The organism is Rubrimonas cliftonensis (genome assembly GCF_900107585.1).
In the GTDB taxonomy this organism is placed as follows: Bacteria; Pseudomonadota; Alphaproteobacteria; order Rhodobacterales; family Rhodobacteraceae; genus Rubrimonas; species Rubrimonas cliftonensis.
In genome coordinates this window covers 1-23,038 of sequence record NZ_FNQM01000001.1, presented here as the reverse complement: position 1 = coordinate 23,038, position 23,038 = coordinate 1, and the positions used below count along the sequence as shown (strand labels likewise).

The window sequence follows — 23,038 nt, the reverse complement described above, 5'->3', positions numbered from 1 at the left end:
ACCCATTGTCAATTGGGTCTCGCACAAGTCCTCAAAACGCCGGAGCCTTTGATGTCTGGGCCTTTCCCGATCTCCCGCGCGGCGGCGCTCGCCTTCGCGCTGCTCGCCTCCCAGGCGGCGGCCCAGGCGCCGGGCGCCTATCTCGCGGCGCGCAGCGCGGATGCGCTGGGAGCAGTCGGCGCCGCGGCGCGGTTCTACGCCGAGGCGCTGGAGGCCGACCCCGGCAACGTCGCGCTGATGGAGGGCGCCGCCCTCAACCTGATCGCGTCGGGACAGATCGAGGCCGGCGCCGCCATGGCCGAACGCCTCGCGGAACTGGCGCCGGATCATCGGGTGGCCAATCTCGCGCTGGTGGCGGCCGCGCTTGCGCAGGGCGACCATGTTGCCGCGCGGGAGCGGCTCGCGGAGCAGCCCGACGCCTTCCTCCCGCTGACCCGGCGGCTTCTGGAGGCGTGGGCTGCGTTCGGGGCCGGCGACGTCGCGGCGGCCGAGGCGGCGCTCGCGGAGCTGAGCGAACCGCCGATCTTCAGGCTCTTCGCCGACGCCCATCTGGGCATGCTGCGCCACGCCGCCGGAGACGCAGCGGGGGCGATAGAGGCATTCGAGCGGGCGGAGGCTGCGGCTTCCGGGCCGACCACTCGACTGTCGCTCGCCCACGGCGCCGCGCTGGAGGCGCTTGGGCGGGACGACGAGGCCCGCGAACTCTATGAGCGGACCGAGGCGGCGAGCCGGCTCGGCGACCCGACCATGGCCGCCGCCATCGCCCGGCTCGACGCAGGCGGCGCGACGGTCGCGCCGGTCGCCACCATGGCCGAGGGCGCCGCGGAGGCGCTGTTCGGCGTGGCGACGGCGCTCGGCGGAGACTCGGGCCGGCGCTTCGCGCTGGCGCACGCCCGGCTCTCGACCCATCTGCGCCCCGATCTCGCCCCGGCGCAGCTGCTCATCGCGGAGTTGCTGCAGGGCGACGGCCAGGACGAGGCCGCGCTCGCCGTCTACGCCGCCACGCCCGCGAGCGACCCGCTCTGGGCGCGCGCGCAGATCGGCCGCGCGGGCGCGCTGGAGGCGCTGGGCCGCACCGACGCCGCGATCGAGGCGCTGCGGGCGCTGGTGGCGACCAATGCGACCTCGCTCGACGCGCAGCTGGCGCTCGCGGACCAGCTGCGCCGCGCGGAACGCTTCGATGAGGCCGCGACGCGCTATGACCGCGCCCTCGAACTGGCGGAAACCGGCGGCGACCCGGACTGGACGCTCTACTACCAGAGCGGCATCGCCCATGAGCGCGCCGGAAACTGGCCCGTGGCGGAGGCGCATTTCCTGCGCGCGCTGGAGCTGGAGCCCGATCAGCCGCTGGTGCTGAACTATCTCGGCTACACCTGGGTCGAGATGGGCCACAATCTGGCCGAGGCGCAGGCGATGATCGAAAAGGCCGTCGATCAGCGGCCTGACAACGGCTACATCACCGACTCGCTCGGCTGGGTGCTCTACAAGCTCGGCGACTTCGACGGCGCGGTGACATGGCTGGAGCGCGCCGTCGAGCTGGCGCCGGTCGACCCGGTGATCAACGACCATTTCGGCGACGCCCTGTGGCGCGTCGGGCGCAGGCTCGAGGCGCAGTTCCAGTGGAAGCGCGCCCGCTCGCTCGACCCCGAGCCCAAGGACCTCGCGCGCATCAAGCGCAAGCTCGCCGTCGGGCTCGACATCGTGCTCGAGGAGGAGGCGGAAGCGGCCCGCGGCGCCGCCTCCGCCGGCGATGGCGGCTGAGCCCGGTCTGCGCGCCGCCGACCCGCTGACGGACCTCGCCCGCGCCAAGGTCAACCTGTTTCTCCATGTCCGCGGCCGCCGTCCTGACGGGCGGCACACGCTGGAAAGCCTCGCCGTCTTTCCGCAGATCGGCGACGTGCTGACGGCGGAGCGCAGCCCGATCCGCTCGCTGAGCCTGGACGGGCCGTTTGCGATGGAGCTCGGCGGCGGCGAGGACAACCTCGTGATGCGCGCGACGGAGGCGCTGGCGGCGGCGACCGGCATCGGCGCCGGCGTCTCGCTTCGCCTCGACAAGCGGCTGCCGGTCGCTTCGGGGATCGGCGGCGGCTCGGCGGACGCGGGCGCGGCGCTGCGGCTGCTGATGCGGCTGTGGGGCCGGGCGCCCGACGCCGCGACGCTCGGGCGGCTCGCGCTCGATCTCGGCGCCGACGTGCCGGTGTGCCTCGCGTCGGCGCCTGCGATGATGCGGGGCGCAGGCGAGGCTCTGAGCCCGGCGCCGCTCATGCCCGGCTTCTGGTTGGTGCTGGCGAACCCGCTGCGCCAGCTCTCCACCGGCGCGGTGTTCGGCGCGCTGGAGCGGCGCGACAACCCGCCGGGCCCCGCGGCGCCCGCGCGCTTCGCCAGCCTCGGCGACCTCGTCGCGTGGCTCGCGCGGCAGCGCAACGACCTCGAGGCCCCGGCGCGCGACCGTCTGCCGGCAGTGGCGAGCGTGCTGGGCGCCCTGCGCTGGGCGCCGGACTGCCTGCTGGCCCGCATGTCGGGTTCCGGCGCCACCTGCTTCGGCGTCTTCGCGACGCAGGCGCAGGCGACAGCCGCTGCGGCGAGGATCAGGGACGCCGAACCGGGCTGGTGGACGGCGCCGGCCCCTGTGGCGGCGTGGGAGGGCGCGGCGGACGACGGCGTTGGGCGCGCCGACGATCTTCCGGCGGACGGCGGCGTTCCGGGCGCGGCTCGCTGAGCGGAGCGAAGGCTCCGCCGGTCCCGGGCCCGCCGATCCTGGGCCCGCCGATCCTCGGGCCGGCGATCTTGGGGCCGGCGATTGACAGCCCCCCGCCGCCTGCCCCCCTATGGCGGCCCCGCCTCGCGCGCGCCTTGCTCACCGGGAGAGCCGCTTGCCCCCTATCGGCCCGCCAAACGGCCCCAAGGCGCCGCGCGGCCTCAGCGTCGGCCTGCTCGGCGGCTCCTTCGACCCGCCGCATGGCGGGCACGCGCACATCACGCTCTGGGCCATGCGCGCGCTCGGGCTCGACCGCGTGTGGTGGCTGGTCAGCCCCGGCAACCCGTTGAAGCGTCGCGGCCCCGCGGAGCTGTCGCGCCGCGTCGCCGCCTGTCGGGCAATGATGCGCCACCCGCGCGTCACGGTGACGGACGTCGAGGCGCGGCTCGGCTCGCGCTTCACCGCCGACACCATCGACAGCCTCAAGGCGCGGCATCCGGGGGTGAACTTCGTCTGGCTGATGGGGGCGGACAACCTCGCGGGCTTTCACCGCTGGGACCGTTGGGAGCACATCATGCGCTCCGTGCCGATCGGTGTGCTGGCGCGGCCGGGCGAGCAGCTCTACGCTGGCCTCGCGCCGGCGGCCCGCGCCTTCGCGCAGAGCCGCCTGCCCGCGGGCGCGGCGCGCACGCTGGCGGGACGCAAGGCCCCGGCCTGGACGCTGCTGACCGGCCCGATGTCTCGCGAAAGCTCGACGCGCATCCGCCAGAGCGGGGCCTGGCCCTGAACCGGTTGGGCGCGCGCAGCCGGGGCCGAGACTGGGACCAGAGCCGGGACCGTGCAGGATCGCTCTGGCCCTCGCGCCGGGATCTGGCCATGCTGGACCCATGACACTTCTGCATCGATCGATGCGCGCGCTCGCCGCCGCCGCGCTCGTCCTAGCCGCGACGACGGCCTGCGCCGAGGCGCCGCGCACGGCCCCGCCGCCGGAGCCGCGCCCGGCGGCGACGCAGGCGCCGGGCGCAGCGTCGGGGAATGCGGGGGCGCAGGCAGCTACGCAGGGCCCGCAGGCCGCGAGCTACGGTCTGACCGGCGCCGTCGGCTACGCCGTGATCGACGCGCGCACGGGCGAGCGCCTGGCGGCGCTCGAGGCGGCGACGCCCTTCGCGCCCGCTTCGGTCGCCAAGGCGCCAACGGCGCTCTATGCGCTGGAGCGTCTGGGACTCGACCACCGCTTCGCCACGACGGCGCGCGCGCTGGGGCCGATCGAGGGCCGCCGCATCCTTGGCGATCTGGCGCTGGTGGGCGGCGGCGACCCGGAGCTCGACAGCGCCGACCTCGCCGCGCTGGCGCGCGACGCTGCCCAGGCCGTCGCCCGGGTGGAGGGCGGGCTGGTCGTCCGAGCCGGGCCGGTCGCACCGCTCATCGACGCAGACCAGCCGGAGCGGGCCGCCTACAACCCGGCGGTCGCGGCGCTGAACCTCAACTTCAACCGGGTGCGCCTGCGCTGGACGCGCGACGGCGCGGTGGCGCTGCTCGCCCAGTCCGACCGCCACAGCCCCGAGACCCGCGCCGTGCGGCTGGAGACGGCGCCGAAGGAATGCGGCTGCCCCGCCCTCGCCTACGCCGCCGACGCGCGCGGCGAGGGCTGGCGCGTGCGCGAGGGCGCGCTGAGCGGCGACGGTGCTCTGTGGCTGCCGGTCCGCGCGCCGGCGGCCTATGCGGCCGACGTGTTCCGAACGGCGGCGGAGGGCGCCGGGATGGTCTTCGGCGCCGCCGCCGCCGAGGGCGCTGGAGGCGCCGCCGCCGAGGGCGCGACGGTGGCGCGCCGCCTGAGCCGGCCGCTGGAGGAGATCGTCGTCGACATGCTCGACCACTCCACCAACCTCACGGCGGAGGTGCTGGGCATCGCGGCGACGCGGGAAGGCGGAGAAACCGGGAGCGGCATGGCGGCGTCGGCGGCGGCGATGAACCGATGGGCCGCCGGGCGGCTGGAGGCGCCGCTCGACGCCGAGATCGCCTTCGACAACCACTCGGGCCTCAGCGCCAGAAGCCGCGTCTCGCCGAGGCGGATGGCGGAGCTGCTCGCCGCCGCCTACCGGGCCGACCCCGCCGGCTTCGCGGCGCTCCTGCCGCGCCACGCCTTCGACGAGGAGGCGCCCGAGGGCGCGGTCGCCCACGCCAAGACCGGCACGATGGACTTCGTGCGCGGGCTCGCGGGCTACGTCTTCACGCCGTCCGGCCGGGTTCTGGCCTTCGCCTACTTCGCCAACGACATGGCGCGGCGCGACGCGACGCCGGAGATCGACGGGAGCAGGATTGGCGCGCGGACGTGGCGCAACCGGGCGGTGACGCTGGAGAGCGCGCTGCTGGCGGACTGGACCCGCCGCTTCGACTGACGCGCCGGGTTCGACGGCGGCGGGTTCTGGCGCGCCCGCTTCAGACGCGCCGGTAGCGCGCCCGCGCGCCGCGCTCTATGGCGGCGGCGGTGAGGCGGTCGATGTCGAGGCGGTAGCGCATCAACTCCAGCAGGCGCAGCTCCTCCTCGCCTGCGAAGCCGTCCGCCGCCGTCACGTCGCAGGCGAGCGCATAGGCGGTGTCGCGCATGTGCTCCGGCACGCTCTCGCACAGCAGGTCGAGGATCTGGTCGATGCCGTCCTCCTCGGCCAGCATCTGCACCACGACGTCGCTCATCTCGCCGAAGCGGCCCTCCGAAAAGCCCCGGAAGATCGGCATCAGCGCGACGATTCCCGCCACCGTGTCGCGTTCGGCGTTCGAGAGCGAGCCGTCCGCCGCGGCGGTCAGCACCATAGCGGCCACGAGGCCGTCCTGCGCGGTGAAGGGAGCGGTCATGTCCGGAGCCTCGCGTCCTGTTGCGATGCGAAACTAGGGGGGGCGCGCGCCGCGGACAAGACGCGTCTCCGCCCGCTTCATTGACGCGGGGGGCGCGGCGGCGGTAATCGGCGCCTTCACCTTGGAGACGTCGCCATGAGCAGTCAGCGAGAACTTGCCGAGAAGGCCCGCGCCTGGCCCTTCGAGGAGGCGCGCAAGCTGCTCAAACGTCTCGGGGCCGGAGACCCCGAGAAGGGCCATGTGCTGTTCGAGACCGGCTACGGCCCCTCCGGCCTGCCGCATATCGGCACCTTCGGCGAGGTGGCGCGCACGACCATGGTGCGCCGCGCCTTCGAAATGCTGTGCGACGTCCCCACCCGCCTGCTGTGCTTCAGCGACGACATGGACGGGATGCGCAAGGCGCCAGAGAACGTGCCCGACCCCGAGGCGCTGAAGGCCCATCTGCAGCTGCCGCTGACAGCCGTGCCGGACCCGTTCGGCAAGTTCGAGAGTTTCGGCGCCCACAACAACGCCATGCTGCGGCGCTTCCTTGACACGTTCGGCTTCGACTACGAATTCGCGAGCGCCACGGACTACTACAAGAGCGGCCGGATGGACGACATCCTGATCCGCTGCGCCGAGCGTTACGACGCCATCATGGCGATCATGCTCAAGACGCTGGGCGAGGAGCGGCAGGCGACCTACTCCTGCTTCCTGCCGATCAGCCCGACGACGGGGCGGGTGCTCTACGTCCCGATCCGGAACGTCGACGCGAAGCGCGGCGAGATCACCTTCGACGACGAGGACGGGACCGAGACCACCCTGCCCGTCACCGGCGGCCAGGTGAAGCTCCAGTGGAAGCCCGATTTCGGCGCCCGCTGGGCCGCGCTCGGCGTCGATTTCGAGATGTACGGCAAGGATCACCTGCCCAACACGCCGGTCTATGACGGCATCTGCTCCGCCCTCGGGGGCCGGCCGCCACAGCACTACGTCTACGAGCTGTTCCTCGACGAGGAGGGGCGCAAGATCTCCAAGTCAAAGGGCAACGGCGTCTCGATCGACGAATGGCTGCGCTACGCCTCCAGCGAGAGCCTGTCGCTGTTCATGTTCCAGAAGCCGCGCACCGCCAAGCGCCTGCACTGGGACGTGATTCCGAAGACCGTGGACGAATACGACCAGCACCTGCGCGCCTTTCCAGAGCAGGACGACGCCCAGCGGCTGGAGAACCCGGTCTGGCACATCCATGCCGGGACGCCGCCCGAGAGCCAGATGGCGGTGCCCTTCGCGATGCTGCTCAACCTCGCCGCGGCGGCGGGCGCTCAGGACAAGGCCGTGCTGTGGGGCTTCATCCACAAATACGCCCCCGAGGCCTCGCCGCAGACCCACCCCGCGCTCGACGCCGCCGTGGGCCGCGCGCTGAACTACGTCGCCGACAAGGTGCTGCCGAATCGCCGCTTCCGCGCGCCGACCGGGACCGAACGCGCGGCGCTGGCGGACCTCGCTGGCGAACTGCGCGCCTGGACGGGCGGCGCGGACGCCGGCGCGCTGCAGGATCTCGTCTACGAGGTCGGCAAGCGGCATCCCTTCGAGAACCTGCGCGACTGGTTCGGCGCGCTTTACGCCGTGCTGCTCGGCGCCGAGCAGGGCCCGCGCTTCGGCGGCTTCGTGGCGCTCTACGGCGTGGCCGAGACGGCGGCGCTGATCGAACGGGCGCTGGCGGGCGAACTTGTCGGGGCCTGACCAGCGGAGCCTGGGCCGCCGGGCCTGAGTCGCGGGGCCTGAGCTCCGGACACGCGAACCCTCAGGCCATGGCTCCAGCCGCTCGCCGGCGAGCCCGTCGGGCTTCCGTCCCATCGCGCCTGCGCCTACCCTGACGCCCGACCCCGGCGCGGAAGACGCCGGGTCGAGGGGGACGCAGGGAGGCGACCGCTTATGATGGGCCTGATGCAGGACTGGCCGCTGCGCGTGTCGCGGATCATCGACCACGCCGCGAAGTATCATCCCGACCGCCGCATCGTCTCGGCCAGCGCCGAAGGGCCGATCGTCGAGACGACATGGCGCCAGCTGCGGGAGGGCGCGCTGCGCTCTGCCCAGCGACTTTCGCGCATGGGGCTGGCGAAGGGCGACCGCGTGGGCCTGATGGCTTGGAACACCGCACGGCATCTGGAGCTCTGGTACGGCGTTCCCGGCGCCGGGGGCGTGGCGCACACGCTCAACCCGCGGCTCTCGGCGGAGCAGCTCGTCTACATCGTCAACCATGCGGCCGACCGCTTCCTCGCCTTCGACCCCGACCTCGCGCCCGTGGTCGCCGCCATCGCGCCGCGGCTGGAGACGGTCGAGCGCTTCATCTGCCTCGCGGACGCCGCCCATGCGCCGCCGACGCCCTTCGACTGCGCGCCGTGGGACGCAGCGCCCGCCGACGGCGACTTCGCCTGGGTCGGTGGCGAGGAGGGCGAGGCCTGCGGCCTGTGCTACACTTCCGGCACGACCGGCGCGCCCAAGGGCGTCTGCTACAGCCACCGCTCGAACGTGCTGCACGCCATGGCGATGGTGCAGCCCGACATGCTGGCCCTCTCCGCGCGCGACGTGCTGATGCCGGTGGTGCCGCTGTTTCACGCCAACGGCTGGTCCACGGCCTATTCGGCGCCGATGGTGGGCGCGGGGATGGTCCTGCCGGGGCGCGACCTCACGCCGCCGGCGCTCCACTCCATGCTTGAGCGCGGCGTCACCGTCACCGCGGCGGTGCCCACGGTCTGGCTGGGCCTGCTCGACCACATGCGGCGCGAGGGGCTGCGGCTGTCGACGCTGAACCGCGTCGTGATCGGCGGCTCGGCCTGCCCGCAATCGGTGATCGAAGCCTTCCAGCGCGACTACGGGGTGGAGGTGCTGCACGCCTGGGGCATGACGGAGACCTCGCCGCTCGGCTCCTTCGCCTCACTGAAGCCCGAGATACTGGCGCTGCCCGAGGCGGAGCGGATGGCGGCGAAGCTGTCGGTTGGCCATCCGCCCTTCACGGTGGACCTCGACCTGCGCGACGATTTCGGCGCCCCGGTCCTGCGGGACGGCGCGAGCCGCGGCCGGCTGGTGGTGCGCGGACCCTGCGTCGCGAAGCGCTATGTCGGCGCGGAGGCGGACGCGACCGACCCCGAGGGCTGGTTCGACACCGGCGACGTCGCGACGATGGACGGGCTGGGCTATGTGCGGATCGTCGACCGCTCGAAGGACGTCATCAAGTCGGGCGGCGAGTGGATCAGCTCGATCGACCTCGAGAACGTCGCCGTCGGCTGCCCCGGCGTGCTGGAGGCCGCCGCCGTGGGCGTGGCGCACCCGAAATGGGGCGAGCGCCCGGTGCTGGTCATCCGCCCCGATCCCGCGGCGCCGCCCGACGCGGCGCGCGTGCTCGACCACATGCGCCCGCATTTCGCGACATGGCAGCTTCCCGACGACGTGCTGTTCATGGCGGCGCTGCCCCACACCGCAACCGGCAAGCTCTCCAAGCGCGATCTCCGTGCGCAGCTCGAGCAGATGGGCTACAGCCTGCCCCACGCCTGACGCCTTCGGGGCGGGCCTCCGCCGGGATCTCCATGACCGCTGCGCCGCGCTACGACATTCTCGAGGCTCCCGGCTGGTATGTCGGGGCGGACGGCGCGCCGCCGGTCGAGGTGCTGGTGAGCTTCGGCCGCGCGACGCTCACGATACAGCGCTTCGACGAGACGCCGATCACGCACTGGCCGATCGCCTCGCTCGTCGACATGCCCGGCTCGGCGGCGATGACGCTGGCGCCCGACAACGCCGCGCCGGAGCGGCTGGCGCTTCAGGATCGCGACATGATCGAGGCCATCAACGCCCTGCGCGCGGCTGCGCAGGCCGCGGCCGACGCCGCGCCCAAGGCGCGCAGGCCCCTCGGGCCCGGCGCGCGGTGGGCTCTGGCGCTGCTGTTCGTCGGCGCGCTCGGCGCCGGCCTCTGGGCCGCGGCGCCGGGGGCGATCGACGCGATGTCGGCCGCGGCTCCGCCGGAGACGCGCGCGGCGCTCGGCGCGGCGGCGGTGCGCGCGGCGGCGGGCGACGCGCTCTGCGCCGATCCCGCGGCGGCGGCTGCGCTGGCGCGGCTCTCGGCGGCGCTCTCGACCGCGGCGCTGGCGCAGCCCGGCGCGCCCGTTCGGGTCGTGGTCGCCGCCCTGCCCGGCCCCGACGCGCCGGCGCGCGCCGCGCCCGGCGGCTGGGTGCTGGCGCGGGCCGAGGCGCTGGCGGCGGCGCCGGGCCCTGACGCCTTCGCCGACCTGCTCGCGCCCGCCGTCGCGGAGGCCGTCAGCGGCGCGCGGACAGGCCGCGCCCTGCGCGATTCGGCGCTGGACGCGCTGCGCGGTCTTCTGGCGGGCGATCTCGACGCCGCCAGCCTCACCCGCGCCGCCAGCGCCGCGCTGCGCCCGCCCGCCGAGCCTCCGCAGGACGGCGACGCGGCGCGGGCCGTGCGCAACGCGCTGGCGCGCCCGGCGCTTTCCGCCGACGACTGGGCGGCCCTGCGCGCGGGCTGCGCCGAGGGTCGCTAGAGCGGCGTTCGACCCGACTGCGCCGCATCCGCCGCGCCAGCCCGATACTCCGTGGCGTTTTCGCGTCGCCGGCTGCGCCCGTCAGATCGGAGAAGGCTCTAGCGCGGCAGGCGCAGGCGCGCGCGCAGGCCGCCAAGACGCGGGCTGACGTCGAGGATGAGCCCGCCGCCATGGCTGCGCGCCGCCTCCGACGCGATCGAGAGGCCAAGGCCGACGCCGCCGCCCGCGCCGCCGGCGGCGGCGCAGACGTTCTGATTGCGCGCCGCGTCGAGCCGCGTGAACGGCCGCATCGCGAGTTCGCGCTGCGCCGCCGGAATGCCGGGGCCCGCGTCCTCCACGTCGATGTCCAGCCACCGGCGCGTCATCCGCACGGTGATCTCCGCCCGCCCACCGTAGTCGACGGCGTTCTGCACGAGGTTGGCGAGCGCCCGGCGCAGGGTCTCAGGGCGCAGCTCGGCGGTGGTCCGCTCCGGCGTGTCGATCTCGGCGCGCAGCGCGACCTCGCCGCCGCCGCGACGCGCCGCCGCGGCCACCTCCTCGGCCAGCGCCACCGGGTCGGTCCGAACGGTCGCCTCGCCCGCCTCGCCGCGCACGAAGTCGAGGAACGCGTCGATCATCCGCTCCATCTGGGCCACGTCCTGCGCGAGATCCGCCCGCTCCGACTCGTCGTCCATCAGTTCGAGCGCGAGCTTCATCCGGGTGAGCGGCGTGCGCAGGTCGTGGCTGACGCCCGAAAGCATCAGCGTGCGGCTCTCGATCTGGCGCTCGATGCGGCCGCGCATGTCGAGGAAGGCGGCGCCGGCCCGCCGGACCTCCTCCGCGCCGGCGGGGTGGAACGCCGCCGCGCGGCCCTTGCCGAACGCCTCCGCCGCTGCGGCCAGCGCCTTGATCGGCCGCACCTGGTTGCGCAGGAACAGCGCCGCAACCGTCACCAGCACGACGCTCGACGCCGCCATCCAGACGAAGATCTGATGCGGGTTTGACGGGTTGAGCCGCCCGCGGTCAATCTCGGCGCGGATGACGCCCTTGTCGGTCTGCGCCGCGACGATGGCGTGCTTGTCGAGGCTGAGCAGATCCACCGTGATCGGCCGCCGCACGCCGGCCTTCAGCGCCTCCTCCAGCACGCCGCCGGTGACGTCGTAGAACTGCCGCAGGGCGTCCACGGCGACGATCTCGCCCGGATCGAGCGTGATCGAGAGCCCCAGCGCCTCGGCCGCCTCCTCGGCCGCCTCGGCGGCGGCGGCTTCGCCCTCGGCGCGCTCGACCCGGGCGACGACGTAGTTGATGTCTGCGGCCACGGCGGTCGCGAGCTGGCGCGTCACGCCGTCATAGTAGCGCTGCACGATCGCGGCGGCGCCCACCGCCTGCACCAGAATCACCGGCACGAGCAGGATCAGCAGCGCCCGCCCGAACAGCCCCCGTGGAAGATACCGCTTCATCGCCGCCCCTTGACCACACCGCAGCCGGCCCGGCCTTCTTGCACAGGAGACACTAGCGCCCGAGGCGGCGCGCCGCGAGGGAGCGCCGCCAATGGCCGCAGACGCGCCGCAGATCGACCCGCAGGACGCGGCGCTTCTCGCCGGACCCGAACCTTTCGACCGGGCCGCGCCGGCGGCGGGCGTCCCGGTCGAGGCGGCGCCGGGCGTTCTGCGGATCGTCGCGCCGAACCCCTCGCCCATGACATTCTCCGGCACCGCGACCTATGTCGTGCGCGCTCCCGGCGGGCGCGGCGGCGACGCGGCGGTGATCGACCCCGGCCCGGACGACCCGGGCCACCGGGCGCGGATCGTCGCGGCGCTGGCCGGCGCGCCGGCGCGCGCGGTGCTTGTGACGCACTCGCACCGCGACCACAGCGCGGGCGCGCGCGCGCTGGCGGACGCGCTCGACGCGCCGCTCCGCGCCTTCGGCCCCCACGGCGCCGGAGCGCGGCCCGAGATGGCGGCGCTGGCGGCGGCCGGGGGGCTCGGCGGCGGCGAAGGCGCGGACGCCGGCTTCGCGCCCGACGCGGCGCTGGCGGAGGGCGAGAGCGTCGCCGGAGAGGGCTGGCGGCTGACCGCGCTGCACACCCCCGGCCACATCGCCAACCACCTCGCCTTCGCGCTGGAGGGGACGGGGACGCTCTTCACCGGCGATGTCGTGATGGCGTGGTCGACCACGCTCGTATCGCCGCCCGACGGCGACATGAAGGCGTTCCTTGCGACGCTGGCGCGGCTGCGCCGGCGCGGCGACCGTCTGCTGCTGCCGGGCCATGGCGCCCCGGTGACGGACCCTGACCGCATGATTGCGTGGCAGGCGGCGCACCGGGCGCGCCGCACGCGGCAGATCCTCGTCGCGCTCGCCGAGGGGCCGGCGACGGCGGTCGAGCTCGCCGGGCGGCTCTATGTCGGGCTGGAGCCGCGGCTCATGCCGGCGGCGGCGCGCAACGTGCTGGCGCATCTGCTCGCGCTGGCCGAGGACGGCGCGGCCGAATGCGTCGGCCCGCTCTCCGCCCGGGCGGCGTTCAGGCTGGCGTGACCGGGCCGGCGGCGCCGCGCGCCCGGCGCAGGGCCGCGCGCAGTTCGACCGCCAGCGCCACCCGCTCCTCCGGCGTCAGGAATGCGCCCAGTTCGATCAGCCGCGGGCCGCCGCTGACGGTGAGGTAGCGCTCCACGGTCGGCGTGTCCTCCAGCTCGACGCGGACCCAGTACGGGTTGGCGGCCCAGCGCAGCACGCGCCCGCCGGGCTCGCGCCGCTCGACGGCCATCGCGTCGGGCCAGAGCCGCACCGCCTCGGTCAGTCGCCGCCGGCGGACGTTGAGCCGCACCATCGCCCAGACCAGCCCCAGCGCGCCCACCACGAAGGGCGAGAGGAACAGCGCCGCCGCCGAGCCCCCCGGCGCCCCCAGCACCGCGAGCAAGGGGATCGCAAGCCCGGCGGCGAGGGCCGCCATGAAGAAGCGGAAGCCGCCGCGCGTCATCGACTGGTGCGGCCAGAGCGTCACCGCCCAGAGCGGCGGATCGCGCCGCGCGAAGGCGGCGGCCTCAAGAGAAACGGCCGGGGGAACTCCCCCGGCCGCGTCGTCGGCGCCGGCCTCAGCCATGGCGCGTCGTCATCGTCTTCATGGGCGCTCCAGGCTCCCCCGAAAGGCTCAGTGATGGGCCTTGTTCCACTGGTCCGGCGTCGGCAGAGTCTCGAAGGTGTGCTCCGGCGGCGGGTTGGGGAGGGTCCACTCCAGCGTGTCGGTCGAGCCCCAGTAGGCGTTCTCGGTGATGCGCTGTCCACGGGTCAGCGTGTACCACATCACGCCGATGAAGAACACGAACGACGCGATGGAGATGAACGCGCCGATCGAGCTGACGTAGTTCCAGTAGGCGAACGCCTCGGGGTAGTCGATGTAGCGACGCGGCATGCCGGCGCGGCCAAGGAAGTGCTGCGGGAAGAAGGTGATGTTGGCGCCGATGAACATCATCCAGAAGTGCAGCTTGCCGGCCCACTCGGGATACTGGCGGCCCGACATCTTGCCGATCCAGTAGTAGATGCCGGCGAAGATCGTGAACACCGCGCCGAGGCTCATGACGTAGTGGAAGTGCGCCACGACGTAGTAGGTGTCGTGATAGGCGCGGTCGACGCCGGCCTGGCTCAGCACCACGCCGGTCACGCCGCCGACGGTGAACAGGAAGATGAAGCCCAGCGCCCACAGCATCGGCGTCTTGAGCTCGATCGAACCGCCCCACATCGTGGCGATCCACGAGAAGATCTTCACGCCGGTCGGCACCGCGATGACCATCGTGGCGAGCATGAAGTAGGCCTGCGCGTCGGCCGACATGCCCACGGTGTACATGTGGTGCGCCCAGACGACGAAGCCGAGCACGCCGATCGCGATCATCGCCCAGACCATGCCGAGATAGCCGAACACCGGCTTCTTAGAGAAGGTCGAGACGATGTGGCTGACGATGCCGAAGCCCGGCACGATCAGGATGTACACTTCCGGGTGACCGAAGAACCAAAGGATGTGCTGGTAGAGGATGGGGTCGCCCCCGCCTGCGGGGTCGAAGAAGGTCGTGCCGAAGTTGCGGTCGGTCAGCAGCATGGTGATGGCGCCGGCCAGCACCGGCAGCGCCAGCAGGATGAGGAACGCCGTCACGAAGATCGACCACGCGAACAGCGGCGCCTTGAACAGGGTCATCCCCGGCGCGCGCATGTTCAGGAACGTCGTGATGATGTTGATCGCGCCGAGAATCGACGAAGCGCCCGAGAGGTGCACCGCGAAGATCGCGAGGTCCATCGCCATGCCCGGCGAGCCCGTGGTGGAGAGCGGCGCGTAGAGCACCCAGCCGGCATGCACGCCGCCGTCCACGAAAACGGCGAGCACCGCCAGCGTGGCGCCGGCCACGAACAGCCAATAGCTGAGGTTGTTCATCCGCGGGAACGCCATGTCCGGCGCACCGATCATAAGCGGCATGAAGTAGTTGCCGAAGCCGCCGAACAGCGCGGGGATCACGACGAAGAACATCATCAGGATGCCGTGGCCCGTGATCATCACGTTCCACAGGTTGCCGTCCACCTGACCGTCCTCGGTCAGCATGTACTGCACGCCCGGCTCCATCAGTTCGAGCCGCATGTAGAACGTCATCGCCACCGAGATCGCGCCCAGCACGCCGGCGCTGATGAGGTAGAGGATCCCGATGTCCTTGTGGTTCACCGAGCAGAACCAGCGGGTGAAGAACCCCGGCGCCGCGTGGTGGTCGTGGGACGCTGTGGCGTCGGCCATGCGTTGCTCCTGACTTGTTTCCCTGACGCGTCGCCGCGCCACGCACATGATCTTGGCTCTAACTGGTGCAGGCGTGAGGCTCAAGCTGACGCTGGGCCGCAGTCGGTCCAGTTCCTAGGACCAACCGTCGCACTCAGACCGCGACGCCGCGCCGACCGAGGCGCCAGCCATGGAGCGCCATGCCGGCGAGCATCGCCGCGACGAAGACCGCCACCGGCCAGCCGCCGACCAGCAGAGCAGACAGCGCCGGGCCGGGGCAGAAGCCGACGAGCCCCCAGCCGGCGCCGAAGAGCGCCGCGCCCCCCAGCAGCCGGGCGTCGATCCCGCCAGAGGGGGGGCCGGGAAAGCGGTCGCCGAAGGCGGGACGCGCCCGCGCCGCCGCGACGCGCCAGGCCACGGCCATGGGGATGAGCGCGCCGCCCATCACGAAGGCGAGCGTCGGATCCCAGGCGCCGCCGGCGACGTCGAGGAAGGCCAGCACGCGCGCCGGATCGATCATGTCGGAGACGAGCAGGCCGAGGCCGAAGAGCGCGCCCGAGCCGAAGTGGACGAGCCGGCGCATCACGCGGCCCCCCCGAGCGTCAGACGCATCGCCGCCACGATCGCGGCGGCGACGGCCATGAACGTCGCCGTCGCCGCCAGCGAGCGCGGCGAGAGCCGCGACATCCCGCAGACGCCATGGCCCGAGGTGCAGCCCGAGCCCATCCGCGTGCCGAAGCCCACCAGCAGGCCCGCCGCGACCAGCAGCGGAACGGAGGTCGTCGCGCCGATCTCCGGCGCGCCCCAGACGAGCGCCGCCAGCGCCGGCGCGCCGACCAGCCCGGCGAGGAAGGCGGCGTTGTCGCCGTCGGCGGCTTGTCCAGTCGGCCGCAGCAGGCCGCCGACGACGCCGCTGATCCCCGCGATCCGCCCCACGCCGAGCAGCAGCAGCGCCGCCGCAACGCCGATCATGGCGCCGCCGGCGAGCCCGGCCAGCGCATCGGTCAATTCGAAACGCATGTCTTCCTCCTCCGCTCTCCGCCCTACCGCGTGCCGCGACGGGCGTTCCGCGGCAAGCGCCGGTTCGGTGACGATCTCACAGACCGTATCACAGACCCTGTCGCATGGAGCGGCGCGTCAGTCCCGGTAGCGGCCGAGCGCGCGCTCGACGCGGAACAGCGCCTTCTTGGCCGATTTCGAGAACTTGTATCCCAGCGAGGCCGCGCGCGCAGGCCGGGCGGGGTCGCTCGACGCGCTCTGCTCGCCGAGATCGTCGTCATGGTACGCCGGCTCGACGAGATAGGCCATGCGCATCCCGGCGCGCTTCATGGCGTAGCTGACATCCCATTCCCGGCGATAGGGCGCGAAGGGGCCGAACCGCTCCCATTCCCGCTTGCGCCGCAGCCCGGTGTGGAAGGCGTAGCCGAACCAGGACGGGTGCGCGTCGCGCGGGATGAGCCGCACCCGCACGCCGTCGACCGCCGTCACCGGCGGCCGCGTTCCGGCGAATTCCTCGCCCCAGACACGCCCGGACACCATGCTCACCCGCGGATCGGCGCGCAGCACCGCCAGCGCCTCGGCGACATAGCCGGGCCGGGTGAAGACGTAGTCATCCTCCAGATGCAGGATCCACGGCGTCTCGACCCGAGCATAGGCGTAGTCGATCGACGCGAGCTGGCCCCGGCGCTGCTGGGCGAGGTGCAACTCGACGTCGAAGCCCAGATCGGCGGCGATGCGGCCCGCCTCGGCGTCGCCGCTGTCCTCCATCAGGATGAAGCGCGCGAGCGGATGATCGTTGAAGGCGCGCAGGCTCTCCAGCAGCCGCCCGAGCTGGCGCATCCGCCCGCAGCTCGTCAGCACCGCCGTCACGCCCTCCGCAGCGCCCTGCCTCACCTTAAAGTCCCTCGACCGCCGCGCCATATCCGCACCGCCGCCGCTAGGAGCCGCCACCCGGCGCCGGAATGCAAGCCGGCGCGGCGCCACCCCGTCGTCGCCGCGCCGTCAGAGCCGGTCCAAGGCCGATGAGACGCGCTCGACATCCTCCTCGACCGTCGCCGCCGCGAGCGCCTCGCGCAGCACGGCGCGCGCGGCCTCCACGTCGCCCGACGCGGCGACATAGGTCGCGAGCCGCAACCGGGCCCCGATGTCGTTCGCGTCCAGCCGGACCGCCTCGCGCTGGGCTCCGAGCGCCTCGCCGAGTCGATCGGAGGCCGCAAGAACCTGCGCGAGCGTGTCGTAGGTCGCCGCGACGCCAGCAAGGGACACGCTCCGCTGCGCGAGCGGGAGAGCCTCCTCGGCCGCGCCTGCCCGCAGGCGCAGCATGGCGAGGTTGTTGAGACTGAGCGCATGGTCCGGCGCGACCGCCAAGGCCGCGCGATACGCCGCCTCCGCGGCGACGGCGTCGCCGCGCGCCTCCTCGATGACGCCAAGCAGGTACCGCGGTTCGAGCCAGTCGGGCGCGACCGCCGCCGCGCCGGCGGCGTCGGCCGCGGCCGCGTCGAGGCGCCCGAGCCGCAAGTTTGCGAGACTGCGGCCCCTCAGCATTGCGGCGTCTTCGGGAAAGCGCGCGAGGCCCGCGTCGCTTGCCGCGAGAGCGGCGTCATAGCGGCCCAGTGCGCCCAGAATCGTCGACTGCTCACGCCAGGCGGCGGGCTCGTCGGGATGCAGCGCCACGAGCCGCCGCGCCGCATCGGCGGCGGCGTCCGCCTCCCCCGCCGCGAGCCGCGCGCGCGCGGCGAGCATGAGGGTCGCAGCCGACGCTCCGTTCTCGGCCTCGATCGCGCGTTCGGCTGCGTCGACGGCCTCTGCGGGGCGACCGATCGCCAGAAGCGCCCGCCCGCGCTGGGCGTTGGCGAAAGCGTCGATCGGCTCGGCCGCCGCCGGTCCCTCGAGCGCCGCCGCCGCGCCCTCCGCGTCGCCTGTCGCCAGCAGCGCCGCTCCGAAAGCGCGCAGGAGCGCGCCATCGCCGGGCGCGGTCGCGAGCCCGAGCCGATAGCGCGCGATGGCGGTCTCGGCGTCGCCGAGGGCGAAATGCGCGTTGCCGAGGGCGAGCATCTGTAGTGACGGCGCCGCATCGCCGCGCGCAGCGGCCTCGTCCCAACGCTTCAACAGCGTGAGCGCGTCCTTTGGGCGATCGGCGCGGTTGTAGAGAAACGCGAGGTCGGCCTCCAGCCGATCCCCGTCAGCCGCAGAGGCGGCAAGCGCCTGCTCGAGGTGGGAGATCGCCGCGTCGGGTCGACCGGCCGTCGCATAGTAAAATCCCAGGCGCTCATGCGCGATCGCGTATCGCGGGTTGACGTCGAGCGCCCCGAGCCACGCGCGCCGCGCCCCCTCCATGTCGCCGTATGCGTCGGCAAGATCGCCGCGCTTGATCCAGGCCGTCAGCCGTCCGGGATCGAGCGCAATCGCGCGCGCATAAGCGGCGTCGGCGCCGGCGGCGTCGCCAGAGAGGGCCGATGCGACGCCAAGCAACTCCCAAGCGAGCGCATCGTCGGGCTCCGCCTCCAGACGCGCCTGGATCAGCGTCTCCGCCCGGTCGATGTCGCCCGCGGCGAGGGCCTCGGCGATCGGGACGAGATACCCTTCCTGCGCCTCGTCGGCTTGCCTGTCGAGCCGATCCACGATCGTGGCGGCGCCGGATGGCGCGGCTGCGAGCGCGAGGGCGAAAGCGGCGGCCGCGAAAATTGTGCGTTGAAATGCGGACATCGGACGGGAACTCCAGATGTGACAAGGAGGGGCGCGGGGCTGCCTCGCCCCGCGCAAGCGTCTACTCCGTCAAGCGGAGCCTCTCGTCAGGCGGCCCTTTTGCGGCGGAACAGCGCGAAGCCGCAGAAGGCCGACGCGAGCAGCGGGAGCGCCGCCGGCACGGGGATCACCGCGGCGCTGTCGGGGAAGCTGTCGAATTCACGAGCGACGATGCCACCATCGACGAGAGCGAAGGTGTCGAAGGTCGTGGAGCCTGCGGCGATGCGCGTGAAGGTGACGTCGAAGGTGAAGGTTCGCTCGGTGGAGCGATCGAAAACGCCGACGGCCTCGGCGCCGACGCAGGCGCCGGTGTCAGCCGAGGTGCAGACGGTCGAAACAGCGATGTTGGGCAAGCCGCCGTCGAGGTCGCCCACGGTGACGGACGTGTAGTCGGCGAAGCCGGCCGTGATCCCGGCCGTCACGTCGTCGATGATGGCCTCCGCCGAGGTCGTGCTTCCGAAGACGTCGGCGCCCAGGATGTTCCCGTAGGTGCTCTGCTGGATATCGGTGCGGCGGTAGGCGAGAACGATGAGATCGATGTCCTCGTCGGCGAGCGCGGCCAGGGCGCCGACCGAGTCGCCCTTTCCATCGGCGTCGGTGAAGACGAACATGAACCGGTTGGAGCCCGCCCGCCACGAAACGTTCGAACCCGCCTGCGCGATCGCGGTGTAGCCGGACTCGGGACGGTCGAAGCCCCCGTCAGGGTTGCCGAGCGAGACGTTGTTCACTGCGCCGGTGAAAGTCGTGGTGTCGGTGGTCAGATCCTGGTTGATCGATCGCCCGTTGAGCGGCCCGTCGGGCGGCAGGAACGATCCTTCGGAGAACACGCCCACCCCGGCGGCGACATCGCCGAACGACGCCTTGAGCCCGTCGAAGAGTTCCGCCGCAGCAGCCTTCGCAGCGTTGATCTCACCGCTCATGCTGCCGGACGTGTCGATCAGGAAGTGGACGTCGACGAGCGCATCGGTGGGCGCGCCCTCATTGACCACGACGGTCTTGGAGATCGTCGCCGACTCGCCCACCGCAAGGTCGGCGCTGAAGGTGAGCGGCGTGATGCTGTCGGCCGAGGCGACGCCCGCCATGCATACGAACACGCTGGTCACCAGCGACGTCCTGAGATTGTAGACCCAATTCATTTCTAGTCTCCCGTGAAAATTGCAACTCAAGGATGAAACACGCGCGAGTTACACACATGTCATCCGAATGGATACTCCATCTGCACTGAACTTTAATGGAATATTTATTATTTCTCACCATTTATTCGCAGTTAATCCATTCGTGTCGCAGTCGCCTCACGGTTGCGCGTCAGCGCGATGCGCCCCTTGATCCGGGGCGACAAAAGCCCGATCGGCGACACGCGCCTCGATCCGGCGTTCGCGTCAGGGCTGAGCGTCGTTCGTCGCTGCGGCGCAGCGACAGCGCGTGCGGCATGGGAGCGTCCGGGCGGCGGCGGCCCGCGCCCGTCGTGATTCGCGATACCCGCGGACGGCTGGACATGACGTCGCGCGCGCTTTAGACCCCGGCGCGCAACAACGGGACATGAGGGGCTCCAGCGGATGCGCGTCTATTATGATCGCGATTGCGACATCAATCTTATCAAGGGCATGAACGTGGCCATCGTCGGCTACGGCAGCCAGGGCCACGCGCACGCGCTGAACCTGCACGACAGCGGCTGCAAGAACGTTGTCGTCGCGCTGCGTCCGGGCTCGGCGTCGGCGAAGAAGGCCGAAGCCGCCGGGCTGAAGGTGATGGAGATCGCCGAAGCCGCGAAGTGGGCCGACCTGATGATGATGGCGATGCCCGACGAGCTGCAGGCCGACTGCTTCCGCGACCACATCGCCGGCAACCTGCGCGACGGCAAGGCAATCGCCTTCGCCCACGGCCTCAACATCCATTTCGGCCTGATCGAACCGAAGGCGACCATCGACGTTCTGATGATGGCGCCCAAGGGCCCCGGCCACACCGTGCGCGGCGAGTTCCAGCGCGGCGGCGGCGTCCCCTGCCTCGTGGCGGTGAACAACGACGCCTCCGGCAAGGCGCTGGAGATCGGCCTGAGCTACTGCTCGGCCATCGGCGGCGGGCGCTCGGGCGTGATCGAGACCTCCTTCAAGGAGGAGTGCGAGACGGACCTCTTCGGCGAGCAGGCGGTGCTCTGCGGCGGGCTCGTCGAGCTGATCCGCATGGGCTTCGAGACGCTGGTGGAAGCCGGCTACGCCCCCGAGATGGCCTATTTCGAGTGCCTGCACGAGGTGAAGCTGATCGTCGACCTCATCTACGAGGGCGGCATCGCCAACATGAACTACTCGATCTCCAACACGGCGGAGTATGGCGAATACGTCTCCGGCCCGCGCATCCTGCCCTATGACGAGACCAAGGCGCGGATGAAGGCGGTGCTCGACGACATCCAGCAGGGCCGCTTCGTGCGCGACTGGATGCTGGAGTGCAAGGCCGGCCAGCCCTCCTTCAAGGCGATCCGCCGCAACAACGACGCCCACCAGATCGAGCAGGTCGGCGAGAAGCTGCGCGGCATGATGCCGTGGATCAAGTCCAACGCTTTGGTGGACAAGGCGAAGAACTAAAGAGCATGTGTGAAGGCGCGCTTGATGCAGAGATTGAGCAGCTCTTCGGCGCGCTTACCGACAACTATCAAGATGCGGTCACGAAGATCGCATCTTGTAACGCCCTCACTGAGCAACTTATTGCAGCGGATCGAGAGTTCGGCGTTCTTGCTTGGATCCCGAGCCAATGCGGCGAAGCTCTGTTTCAGAGCGCGGTTCTGGCATTGGCGCGTTTCTGGGATCCAGACAAGGGAAACAGTGACCGTCTTTCTGCATTCAAACTTAGAAGATATTCGGATCGACTGACCGCAGCAAGCGAGTTACGAAGCCAAGTTACGGTGAGCTTTAAGCGCCTTGGTGACAGGATGATTTCTCAACGCATTTCTCACTCGCAGGCGCATGAAGAGCTCTACGAGCGTCTGGATTTCGTTTCGAGGTCGGCCGAGCTTCAGAACCTTAAGAATTACCGAGACGGTGTTATTGCGCACACTTTCGGCAATGGGTGGCACCCCAACTTCGACAGCAAAACGCGTAAGCGATTGATATTGTTATGGCCGGATGGGCCAAAATGTAACTACACGGGCTTGTCAGGCTGGTTTTGGCAGGTTCAGCGTGTCGAAGAGGTCCAGTTGCTCGGTGTTCGGGGTGGTGACGCCTTCCAGCTTTCGGTCCGCGATCCGCGCGTGATGGCGCTGAATGCGGGCGAGCATGGCGAGGGCGGTGCTGGGGCTGGCGCTGCGGCCCTTAGCTTTCAGGCGCATGCGCATGACGCGGTAGAGCGTGAGGGCGAGAAAGCAGATCAGCGCATGGGCTCGGATGCGGTCGGGCAGCCGGTGATGGACCGGAGCGATCTCGATGTCGGATTTCAGCACGCGAAAGCCGCGCTCGATGTCGGCAAGCGCCTTGTAGCGGGCGACGGCGTCGGCAGGCGTCAGATCCGGGGCGTTGGTCAGCAATGCGAGCTTGCCGTCGAAGAGTTCGGCTTCAGCGACGGCGTCCTCCTCCACGGACCAGCTGAAGCGGTCGGCGGCGAAGTCGGCCTTGAGGAAGCGGGTGAGTTCGGCATCAGTGACGGCGCGGGTGAAGCGGCTGTAGGCGCCGCGGTCCGACGCCCGGCGGCCGCGAGCGGCCTTGGCCTCCGTCGCGCGCGCCGCGTCCTGCGCGTCGAGCTTCGCGACCATCGTCTCGGCCATGACCTCGAGCTCGGCGATGCGGGCGCGGCGACGGTCGCCTTGCTCGGCCGCGCGCAGGGGATCGTGGGCGACGATCAGGCGATGGCCGGCGAAGGCGGCCTCGGCCAGCCCTGCCTCGTCGAAGGCGATGTCGCGGAAGGTCTCGACCAGCTCGCCGTAGCGCCGGGCGGGGACGGCGAGGATGAACTCCAGCGTCCGCCCACCCTGGTCGGCGAGCGCGGTCAGCGCGCCGATGTTGTCGAGACTGAGCAGGCCGCGGTCGGCGACCAGGATCACGCGCTGGACCGGGAAACGCTGCAAGACAGCGGCGAGCATCGCCTGCAGGGTCTTGGTCTCGGCGACGTTGCCCGGGTGAACCGTGTGCATCAGCGGCAGGCCTTCGGCGGTCTGCACGACGCCGAGTACGAACTGCCGCGCGACGGCGCCCAGCTCCTTGTTCATGCCGTACGCGCGGATGTCGTCCTCGACAGCCCCCTCGCCATGGATGCGCACGGTGGTCAGGTCGTAGAACACCACCGCCAGATCGCGGTCGACGAGCGGGCGGATCTGCTTCGCCAGCTCCATCTCGACCCGCTCGGCGTGGTCCATCAGCGCGTCCATGGCGCGCAGGAGATGCTGGTGGGTGACGCCCTCCGGCGCCGCCGGCATGGCGACGGTCTCCAGCCAGCGCAGGCAGCCGAGCTTGCTGGCCGGATCGCACAGCCGGTTGAACACCATGGCGCGCACCAGGGCTT

Annotated in this window: 18 protein-coding genes and 1 pseudogene; 9 read left to right on the top strand and 10 right to left on the bottom strand. The window is 71.8% G+C overall.

Annotated elements, in window-relative coordinates; genetic code table 11:
- Window positions 1-51: 51 nt before the first annotated feature.
- From BLW43_RS00095 to BLW43_RS00080, 4 genes are all read left to right on the top strand, one after another.
- Entirely contained in the window at window positions 52-1,761 is a 1,710-nt protein-coding gene (locus BLW43_RS00095; protein WP_093247464.1) for a tetratricopeptide repeat protein, read from the top strand.
- On the top strand, window positions 1,751-2,719 hold the full coding sequence (locus BLW43_RS00090) for a 4-(cytidine 5'-diphospho)-2-C-methyl-D-erythritol kinase (protein ID WP_425441156.1): 969 nt from the start codon (window positions 1,751-1,753) through the stop codon (window positions 2,717-2,719). The genes BLW43_RS00095 and BLW43_RS00090 overlap by 11 nt, the downstream gene beginning before the upstream one ends.
- Window positions 2,720-2,882: 163 nt before the next feature.
- A complete protein-coding gene (locus BLW43_RS00085) occupies window positions 2,883-3,485 on the top strand; it encodes a nicotinate-nucleotide adenylyltransferase (protein WP_245730891.1) in 603 nt (200 codons plus the stop codon).
- 100 nt (window positions 3,486-3,585) lie between these two features.
- Window positions 3,586-5,097 carry a D-alanyl-D-alanine carboxypeptidase gene (locus tag BLW43_RS00080; protein ID WP_093247462.1) on the top strand — a complete coding sequence of 504 codons (1,512 nt, stop codon included), beginning with the start codon at window positions 3,586-3,588 and terminating at the stop codon, window positions 5,095-5,097.
- A gap of 40 nt (window positions 5,098-5,137) precedes the next feature.
- Here BLW43_RS00080 and BLW43_RS00075 read toward each other — a convergent pair whose 3' ends face one another.
- Complete coding sequence (locus BLW43_RS00075; protein WP_093247461.1) at window positions 5,138-5,551, bottom strand: tellurite resistance TerB family protein; 414 nt, start codon at window positions 5,549-5,551, stop codon at window positions 5,138-5,140.
- A 135-nt stretch (window positions 5,552-5,686) separates the two neighbouring features.
- Between BLW43_RS00075 and BLW43_RS00070 the strand changes: the two genes are divergently transcribed.
- The 3 genes from BLW43_RS00070 (at window position 5,687) to BLW43_RS00060 (ending at window position 10,080) form a co-directional block, all read left to right on the top strand.
- Window positions 5,687-7,270, top strand: coding sequence for a lysine--tRNA ligase (locus tag BLW43_RS00070; protein WP_093247460.1), 1,584 nt, complete (start codon window positions 5,687-5,689; stop codon window positions 7,268-7,270).
- 192 nt (window positions 7,271-7,462) lie between these two features.
- On the top strand, window positions 7,463-9,082 hold the full coding sequence (locus tag BLW43_RS00065; protein WP_093247459.1) for a long-chain-fatty-acid--CoA ligase: 1,620 nt from the start codon (window positions 7,463-7,465) through the stop codon (window positions 9,080-9,082).
- A gap of 32 nt (window positions 9,083-9,114) precedes the next feature.
- Complete coding sequence (locus tag BLW43_RS00060; RefSeq protein ID WP_093247458.1) at window positions 9,115-10,080, top strand: hypothetical protein; 966 nt, start codon at window positions 9,115-9,117, stop codon at window positions 10,078-10,080.
- Window positions 10,081-10,178: 98 nt separating this feature from the next.
- Here the strand turns inward: BLW43_RS00060 and BLW43_RS00055 are convergent, their stop codons facing one another.
- The gene (locus BLW43_RS00055) at window positions 10,179-11,519 is read right to left on the bottom strand and encodes an ATP-binding protein (RefSeq protein WP_093247457.1); all 1,341 of its coding nucleotides are present in this window, start codon (window positions 11,517-11,519) and stop codon (window positions 10,179-10,181) included.
- A gap of 91 nt (window positions 11,520-11,610) precedes the next feature.
- Between BLW43_RS00055 and BLW43_RS00050 the strand changes: the two genes are divergently transcribed.
- Window positions 11,611-12,594 carry an MBL fold metallo-hydrolase gene (locus BLW43_RS00050; protein ID WP_093247456.1) on the top strand — a complete coding sequence of 328 codons (984 nt, stop codon included), beginning with the start codon at window positions 11,611-11,613 and terminating at the stop codon, window positions 12,592-12,594.
- Here the strand turns inward: BLW43_RS00050 and BLW43_RS00045 are convergent.
- The 7 genes from BLW43_RS00045 to BLW43_RS00015 form a co-directional block, all read right to left on the bottom strand.
- On the bottom strand, window positions 12,581-13,159 hold the full coding sequence (locus tag BLW43_RS00045; RefSeq protein ID WP_093247455.1) for a DUF2244 domain-containing protein: 579 nt from the start codon (window positions 13,157-13,159) through the stop codon (window positions 12,581-12,583). The genes BLW43_RS00050 and BLW43_RS00045 overlap by 14 nt on opposite strands.
- A 48-nt stretch (window positions 13,160-13,207) precedes the next feature.
- Window positions 13,208-14,830 carry a cytochrome c oxidase subunit I gene (gene ctaD, locus BLW43_RS00040; protein ID WP_093247454.1) on the bottom strand — a complete coding sequence of 541 codons (1,623 nt, stop codon included), beginning with the start codon at window positions 14,828-14,830 and terminating at the stop codon, window positions 13,208-13,210.
- A gap of 133 nt (window positions 14,831-14,963) precedes the next feature.
- Window positions 14,964-15,392 (bottom strand): DUF6691 family protein, encoded by a 429-nt coding sequence (locus BLW43_RS00035; protein WP_093247453.1) that lies wholly within the window; start codon window positions 15,390-15,392, stop codon window positions 14,964-14,966.
- Window positions 15,392-15,829: a YeeE/YedE family protein gene (locus BLW43_RS00030; RefSeq protein WP_093247452.1), complete on the bottom strand. Its 438-nt coding sequence runs from the start codon at window positions 15,827-15,829 to the stop codon at window positions 15,392-15,394. The genes BLW43_RS00035 and BLW43_RS00030 overlap by 1 nt, the downstream gene beginning before the upstream one ends.
- 117 nt (window positions 15,830-15,946) lie before the next feature.
- Window positions 15,947-16,702: a glycosyltransferase gene (locus BLW43_RS00025; protein WP_175478689.1), complete on the bottom strand. Its 756-nt coding sequence runs from the start codon at window positions 16,700-16,702 to the stop codon at window positions 15,947-15,949.
- Window positions 16,703-16,810: 108 nt separating this feature from the next.
- Window positions 16,811-18,514, bottom strand: a complete 1,704-nt coding sequence (locus tag BLW43_RS00020) for a tetratricopeptide repeat protein (protein WP_093247450.1) — start codon at window positions 18,512-18,514, stop codon at window positions 16,811-16,813.
- Between the two features lie 86 nt (window positions 18,515-18,600).
- The gene (locus tag BLW43_RS00015) at window positions 18,601-19,689 is read right to left on the bottom strand and encodes a vWA domain-containing protein (RefSeq protein WP_093247449.1); all 1,089 of its coding nucleotides are present in this window, start codon (window positions 19,687-19,689) and stop codon (window positions 18,601-18,603) included.
- A gap of 399 nt (window positions 19,690-20,088) precedes the next feature.
- Here BLW43_RS00015 and ilvC point away from each other — a divergent pair.
- A pseudogene (ilvC, locus tag BLW43_RS00010) lies at window positions 20,089-21,132 on the top strand (ketol-acid reductoisomerase); the annotation flags it as partial.
- Window positions 21,133-21,698: 566 nt separating this feature from the next.
- Here ilvC and BLW43_RS00005 read toward each other — a convergent pair.
- Window positions 21,699-23,038 (bottom strand): IS1634 family transposase (locus BLW43_RS00005; RefSeq protein ID WP_093247447.1); only part of this gene is annotated, 1,340 nt, incomplete at its 5' end.